Here is a 6,351-nt window from a genome sequence, read left to right on the forward strand (position 1 = left end):
CCGAAACCAAACCCCCACCAGCCCCAATCAACCCGAAAACGCCCGCCCCGCAACGCAAGCCGCGAACGAGCCAGCCCACTCCGGGCCATCCCCGCAGCCCCCGCAATCCACCCATCGCGGGGATGGCCCCAAAACACACCGAACCTCTAAAAGCCCCAACCCCAACCTCAAACCCGGCGAACCGAACCACAAGCTGAGAACCTCGAACCACGACCCGAGCCAAGAGGAGCCAGAGTGCCCCACCCCTGGTGGCGAAGCGCGGTGACGTACCAGATCTACCCCCGCAGCTTCGCCGACTCGAACGCCGACGGGATCGGCGATCTCCCGGGGCTGACGTCCAAGTTGGACCACCTCGCCTGGCTGGGCGTGGATGCGATCTGGTTGACGCCCTGCTACCCGTCGAGGTGGGTCGACGGCGGCTACGACATCACCGACCACCGCGGCATCGACCCGAGCCTGGGCACCCTGCGGGACTTCGACCGGATGGTGGCCGCCGCGCACGGGCTCGGCATCCGGGTGCTGATCGACCTCGTGCCGAACCACACCTCGGACCGGCACGAGTGGTTCCGGCAGGCCCTGGCGGCCGGGCCCGGTTCGCCGGAGCGCGACCGGTACGTCTTCCGCAACGGCAGGGGGCCGGGCGGGACGCGTCCGCCGAGCGGCTGGGAGTCGCGGTTCGGTGGCAGCGCCTGGACGCGGGTGGCGGATGGCCAGTGGTACCTGCACCTGTTCGCCCCCGAGCAGCCCGACCTCAACTGGTCGAATCCGGAGGTGCGCGCCGAGTTCCTGGACATCCTGCGGTTCTGGGGACGCCGCGGTGTCGACGGTTTCCGGGTGGACGTGGCCGCGGCGCTGGTCAAGGACCTGCGCGAGCCGTTGCGGGAGGTCGTCGGCGGGGAGGGCAGCACCGGGCTGGACGACTTCGCCGCCAACCCCGACCACCCGTTCCTGGACCGGCCCGAGGTGCACGACGTGTACCGCGAGTGGAACCGGGTGTTCCACGAGTTCGACCCGCCGCTGGTAGGGGTGGCCGAGGTGTGGGCGCGCAGCGACCGGCGGGTCCGCTACATCAGGCCTGGCGAGCTGCAGCAGGCCTTCGACTTCGAGTTCCTGCGGGTGCGCTGGCGGGCGTCGGAGTACCGGCGGATCGTGGCGGGGTCGATCGCGGGAGCGTCGTCGGTGGGAGCCGTGGCGACCTGGGTGCTGGCCAACCACGACGTGGTGCGGCAGGTGTCCGCGCTGGGGCTGCCCGCCGACGTCGACCTGCGGGTCTGGCTGGCGTCGGGCGGAACCGAGCCGCCCGCGGACCTGGAGTTGGGCACCAGGCGGGCGCGCGCGGCGATCTTGTTCGCGCTGGCGTTGCCCGGCTCCGCGTACCTGTACCAGGGCGAGGAGCTCGGGCTGCCGGAGGTCGCGGACTTGCCCGCGGAGGTCCTGCGGGACCCGAAGTGGGCGCGTTCCCGGCACAAGGTGAGGGGGCGCGACGGCTGCCGGGTGCCGCTGCCGTGGACCCGGGGTGGGGTGTCCTTCGGGTTCGGCGACGCGCCGCCGTGGCTACCGCAACCCGCCGGCTGGGGCGGCTACTCGGTGGAGGCGCAGCGCGGTGACCCCGGCTCGATGCTGGAGCTCTACCGCGCCGCGCTGCGGCTTCGGCGCGGGTTCAGCGGCGATGAGAGGTTCGGCTGGGACGACCGCCACGACGCCGGTGACGTCCTGGCGTTCCGGCGAGGCAGCGACGTCCTGGTCCTGGTCAACACCGGCCCTGCGGCCGTCCCGCTCCCGCCGGGGGAGGTCCTGCTGGCCAGCGCCCAGCTCGAAGCGGGCTTCCTCCCCGCCGACACCACCGCGTGGCTACGCCAGCCCTGACGAAAGCATGGGAATTTTCCTGTCACCGCAGGGCCGGGGTCGGTGGATGGGAACCTTCCTGTCACCGCAGGGCCGGGGCCGGTGCATGGGAACCTTCCTGTCACCCGAACCACGGCTTCGGCGCGCCGGGAGTGACAGGAAGGTTCCCATGCTCACTTCGCGGCTTCGGTGTTGCGCTCGTTGAGCCGGGACCTGCGGCGGCCGTAGCCGAAGTACACCGCCAGGCCGATCGCCGACCAGATCGCGAAGGTCACCCAGGTGACCGCGTCGAGGCCGAAGATCAGGTACACGCACAGGGCGAGGCCGAGCAGCGGCACCACCGGCATCAGCGGGGTGCGGAAGCTGCGCGGCAGGTCGGGCCGGGTGCGGCGGAGCACCAGGACACCGATGTTGACCAGACCGAACGCGACCAGGGTGCCGATGCTGGTGGCCTCGGCGAGCTGGTCGAGCGGCACGACGGCGGCGAGCAGCGCCACCACGGTGCCGACCACCACGGTGTTCCGGGCGGGCACCGCGCGCCGGTTCACCTTGGACAGCATTCCCGGCATCAGGCCGTCGCGGGACATCGACACCAGGATCCGGGTCTGCCCGTACAGCACGGTCAGCACGACCGAGGCGATGGCGACGACCGCGCCGAACGCGAGCACCACCGAGGGCCAGCCCTGGCCGGTCACGATGCGCAGTGCGGCGGCCAGCGAGGCGTCGGATTCGCCGAGCGCGCCGACGCCCACCGCGCCGACGGCGGCGAAGGCGACCAGCACGTAGATGGCGGTGACGATGGCCAGCGACAGGATGATCGCGCGGGGCAGGTCGCGGGCCGGGTTGCGGGCTTCCTCGCCGGCGGTGGACGCCGCGTCGAAGCCGATGAACGAGAAGAACACCGCCGAGGCGCCCACGGAGATGCCGGCGAACCCGGCCGGGGCGAACGGCGTCATGTTCTCGGAGCGGAACGCCGTGATCGCCACGGCGAAGAAGAACACCAGCACCGCGATCTTGAGCAGGGTGGTGATCGTGGTGGCTCGGGCGCTCTCCCGCACGCCCAGCAGCAGGACGCCCATGGCGAGCAGGACGATCAGCGCGGCCGGGAAGTTGAACACGCCGCCGTCGCCGGGCGGCGCGGCGAAGATCTCGGGGATGGTGACGCCGATGGTGCCCTGCAGGAACTCGTTCAGGTAGCCGCCCCAGCCGACCGCGACCGCGGCGACCGACACCCCGTACTCCAACAGCAGGCACCAGCCGCAGATCCAGGCGACGAGCTCGCCGAGCGTGGCGTAGGTGTAGGAGTAGGCCGAGCCGGACACCGGCACGCTGCCCGCGAGCTCGGCGTAGGACAGCGCGGAGCAGAGCGCGGCCACGCCGGCCAGCACGAACGAGACGACCACGGCGGGACCGGCGGCGGGTGCGGCTTCGGCGAGCACCACGAAGATCCCGGTGCCGAGGGTCGCGCCGACCGACAGCGCCACGAGCGGTACCAGGCCGAGGGTCCGGCGCAGCTGGGAGTGCGAGCCGTCGTCGGCGAGTTGCTCGGCGGGTTTGACGCGCAGCAGGGTTCGGGCGAAGGACACGGGGCGTAACGGTATCTCGCTCAGCGGGAAGAACGAGGTCCGGCCCGGTGCGCCCCGGGGGTGCTCGACTTCTGGATCGACGCCCGTACTCTGTGCCGGGTGCGACTTGTCATTGCCCGCTGCCAGGTGGATTACGTCGGCCGGCTCACCGCGCACCTGCCCATGGCGCAGCGCCTGCTGCTGGTCAAGGCCGATGGGTCGGTGTCGGTCCACTCCGACGACCGCGCCTACAAGCCGTTGAACTGGATGAGCCCGCCGTGCTGGCTGATCGAAGATCCCGGCGTGTGGACCGTGCAGAACAAGGCCGGCGAGAAGCTGGTGATCAGCATCGAAGAGGTGCTGCACGACTCCAAGCACGAGCTGGGCGTGGAGCCGGGACTGGTCAAGGACGGCGTCGAGGCGCACCTGCAGGAGTTGCTCGCCGCGCACGTCACGACCCTCGGCGACGGCTGGTCGCTGGTGCGCCGCGAGTACCCGACCGCGATCGGCCCGGTGGACCTGATGTGCCGGGACGCCGCCGGGGCGAGCGTGGCGGTCGAGATCAAGCGGCGCGGCGAGATCGACGGCGTCGAGCAGCTGACCCGCTACCTGGAGCTGCTGAACCGGGATCCGCTGCTGGCGCCGGTGGCCGGGGTGTTCGCGGCGCAGCAGATCAAGCCGCAGGCCCGCACCCTGGCCGAGGACCGCGGGATCCGCTGCGTGGTGCTGGACTACGACCAGCTGCGCGGCATCGAGCCGGACGAGTACCGGCTGTTCTGATCAACCCTTCCGGGGCACCCGCGGGCATTGCCGGCCCGCGGGTGACAGGAAGGTTCCCATGCTCGCCGGGCGCGAAGCGGCCTTGATCAGGCGGTTTTGATCGCGTTGCCGTCGACGAGGTGGTCGGCGCCCGCGGTGCTCGCCGCGTGCGGGGACGCCAGGAAGGCGACCAGCGCGGCGACCTCCGCCGGTTCGACGAGCCGGCCGGTGGTCATGCCCGCTTCGGCGGGGAGCTGGGCGAGCAGTTGGTCGAGGGGGACTCCCAGCGCTTCGGCCATCGCCGCGCCGTGCCCGTCCGCCGCTTCCCACATCGCCGTGCGCACCGGGCCGGGGGAGACGGTGTTGACCCGCACGCCCCGCGGTCCGACCTCCGCGGCGAGAGCCTTGCCGAAGGCGGTCAGCGCAGCCTTGGCGGTGGCGTAGGGCATCGGCCCGGAGTGCGGCACCCGGGCGCTGGTCGACGAGATGTTGATGATCGAGCCGCGGCGGCGCAGCAGGCTCGGCAGTGCCGCGCGGGTGGTGCGGACCGCGCTGAAGAAGTTCAGGTCGAAGGTCCGCTGCCACTCGTCTTCGGTCAGGTCGGCGAGGCCGCCGAGCAGTCCGCCGTCGCCGCCGCCGACGTTGTTGACGAGCAGGTCCAGTTCGCCCACGTCGGCGAGGGCCTGTTCGACGAGGTTCGCCGGGCCGTCCGGTGTGGACAGGTCGGCGGTGCGGCCGATCGCGCCGGTCGCCGCGAGTTCCGGCGTGATCGTGCGCGCCGCGGCGACGACCCGCACGCCTTCGGCGGCGAGCGCGGACACGACCGCCAGCCCGATGCCGCGGCTGGCGCCCGTCACGAGCGCGGTCTTCCCGGTCAACTTCAGGTCCATGCTCCGACTCCCTGTTGCATCAATGGTGATGCGGCAGACGATATAGATGCAACATAGATGTCGCAAGTAGCTGGCGAACTAGTACTTCGGTGTAGTGTCTCGGTGGTTCTGGGAGGTGGTTGTGGCGCGAGCGATGCGTGCGGACTCCGAGCGGACCGCGCTGGGGATCCTGGAGGCGGCCGAACGCGTGCTCCGCGAAGATCCGGCGGCGTCGATGGGGCAGATCGCCGAGGCGGCCGGGGTCGCGCGCACGACGGTGCACCGGCGCTTCGCCAGCCGGGAGGCGCTGGTGGAGGCGATGACCACCTGGGCGGCCGAGCAGTTCCGCGACGCGGTCGAGGCCGCGCGCCCCGCCGGTGCGCCGCCGCTGGTCGCGCTGCACCAGGTCACCGCGAACGTGTTGCGGGTGAAGGTCGACTGGGGCTTCGCGATGAGCCGGGCGGTCACCGGCGAGGTCGCGCGCATCCACGACGAGGTGCGGCGGGCCTGCATCGGGCTGATGGAACGCGCCAGGGACGCCGGCGTGCTGCGCGCGGACGTCGACCTGGAGTGGGTGCGGCGGGTCTACTACGCGCTGATCCACGAGGCCGCCGAGCAGGGCAAGGCGGGCGCCGACACCGACGAGATGGCCGCGCTCGTCGTAGATACCCTGCTGAAAGGTGTTGGCGCGTAGCGGATTCGCGTCAGCTGCGGTCCGACTTGCCGTGGCCGCACGGCCGCAGCCGCGTGGTGGTCCACGGCGTCAGCAGCCGGGCGAGGTTTCGCCAGAACTGCTCCGGCCGGTCGCGGACGCGTTGTGCGTCGTTCGCGGGCCGGTCGTTCGGGTCCGTCGCCAGTCCGTCGATGATCGCCAGATCGATCCGGGCGTTCACAGCTCCACCCCCGTCGCTGCGCATGTGCCAACAGTGACGGTACCGGTCACATTCCGTTGCGGGGAGCGGATTTTCGCATATCACTCGCATGGCCGTGCCAGGTCGCGCGGCTCGTCACGCCCCGTGTGCTGCGGGGCGCGCGAACGGGCCGCCCGTCCGGCGGGAATCGCCTGATCGATTTAGTGTCGAGTTCCAACGAAATGATATCGGAGCGATGTGATCCGCCCCACTGTGCGGTACTGTCCGGCTGCTGTCGCAAGTGTGGTGGTTGTCGTTCGACTTTGTTGGGTCTGGAGGTGGCGTGGCGGTGTTCCTAGCCCAGGGTCAGCTGCTGGATGCCAACGCGGTGGATTTCGCGTTGTTGGCGTTGTACTTCGTTTTCGTGCTGGGTATCGGGTATCTGGCGCGGCGTGCGGTGTC

Annotated in this window: 6 protein-coding genes; 3 read left to right on the top strand and 3 right to left on the bottom strand. The window is 71.1% G+C overall.

What is annotated here, in order from left to right:
- The first annotated feature begins 234 nt into the window (after positions 1-234).
- Positions 235-1,866, top strand: a complete 1,632-nt coding sequence (locus AC07FN_RS45545) for a glycoside hydrolase family 13 protein (protein ID WP_478401323.1) — start codon at positions 235-237, stop codon at positions 1,864-1,866.
- A 152-nt stretch (positions 1,867-2,018) separates the two neighbouring features.
- Here the strand turns inward: AC07FN_RS45545 and AC07FN_RS45550 are convergent, their stop codons facing one another.
- Entirely contained in the window at positions 2,019-3,431 is a 1,413-nt protein-coding gene (locus AC07FN_RS45550; RefSeq protein WP_478401324.1) for an amino acid permease, read from the bottom strand.
- A gap of 99 nt (positions 3,432-3,530) precedes the next feature.
- Between AC07FN_RS45550 and nucS the strand changes: the two genes are divergently transcribed.
- Positions 3,531-4,190: an endonuclease NucS gene (gene nucS, locus AC07FN_RS45555; protein WP_132493184.1), complete on the top strand. Its 660-nt coding sequence runs from the start codon at positions 3,531-3,533 to the stop codon at positions 4,188-4,190.
- An 86-nt stretch (positions 4,191-4,276) separates the two neighbouring features.
- On the opposite strand, the gene AC07FN_RS45560 is transcribed toward nucS, so the two are convergent.
- Positions 4,277-5,059: an oxidoreductase gene (locus AC07FN_RS45560; RefSeq protein ID WP_478401325.1), complete on the bottom strand. Its 783-nt coding sequence runs from the start codon at positions 5,057-5,059 to the stop codon at positions 4,277-4,279.
- Positions 5,060-5,192: 133 nt separating this feature from the next.
- Here AC07FN_RS45560 and AC07FN_RS45565 point away from each other — a divergent pair, with 133 nt between their 5' ends.
- The gene (locus AC07FN_RS45565; RefSeq protein WP_478401326.1) at positions 5,193-5,732 is read left to right on the top strand and encodes a TetR/AcrR family transcriptional regulator; all 540 of its coding nucleotides are present in this window, start codon (positions 5,193-5,195) and stop codon (positions 5,730-5,732) included.
- 10 nt (positions 5,733-5,742) lie between these two features.
- Here the strand turns inward: AC07FN_RS45565 and AC07FN_RS45570 are convergent, their stop codons facing one another.
- Positions 5,743-5,931, bottom strand: a complete 189-nt coding sequence (locus AC07FN_RS45570) for a hypothetical protein (RefSeq protein ID WP_478401327.1) — start codon at positions 5,929-5,931, stop codon at positions 5,743-5,745.
- Positions 5,932-6,351: the final 420 nt, after the last annotated feature.

It is taken from the genome of Saccharopolyspora sp. NPDC045941 (assembly GCF_056431445.1).

Coding starts and splice junctions, on each gene's coding strand:
- AC07FN_RS45560 (WP_478401325.1), bottom strand. CDS start 5,059: ATGGACCTGAAGTTGACCGGGAAGACCGCGCTCGTGACGGGCGCCAGC.
- AC07FN_RS45565 (WP_478401326.1), top strand. CDS start 5,193: ATGCGTGCGGACTCCGAGCGGACCGCGCTGGGGATCCTGGAGGCGGCC.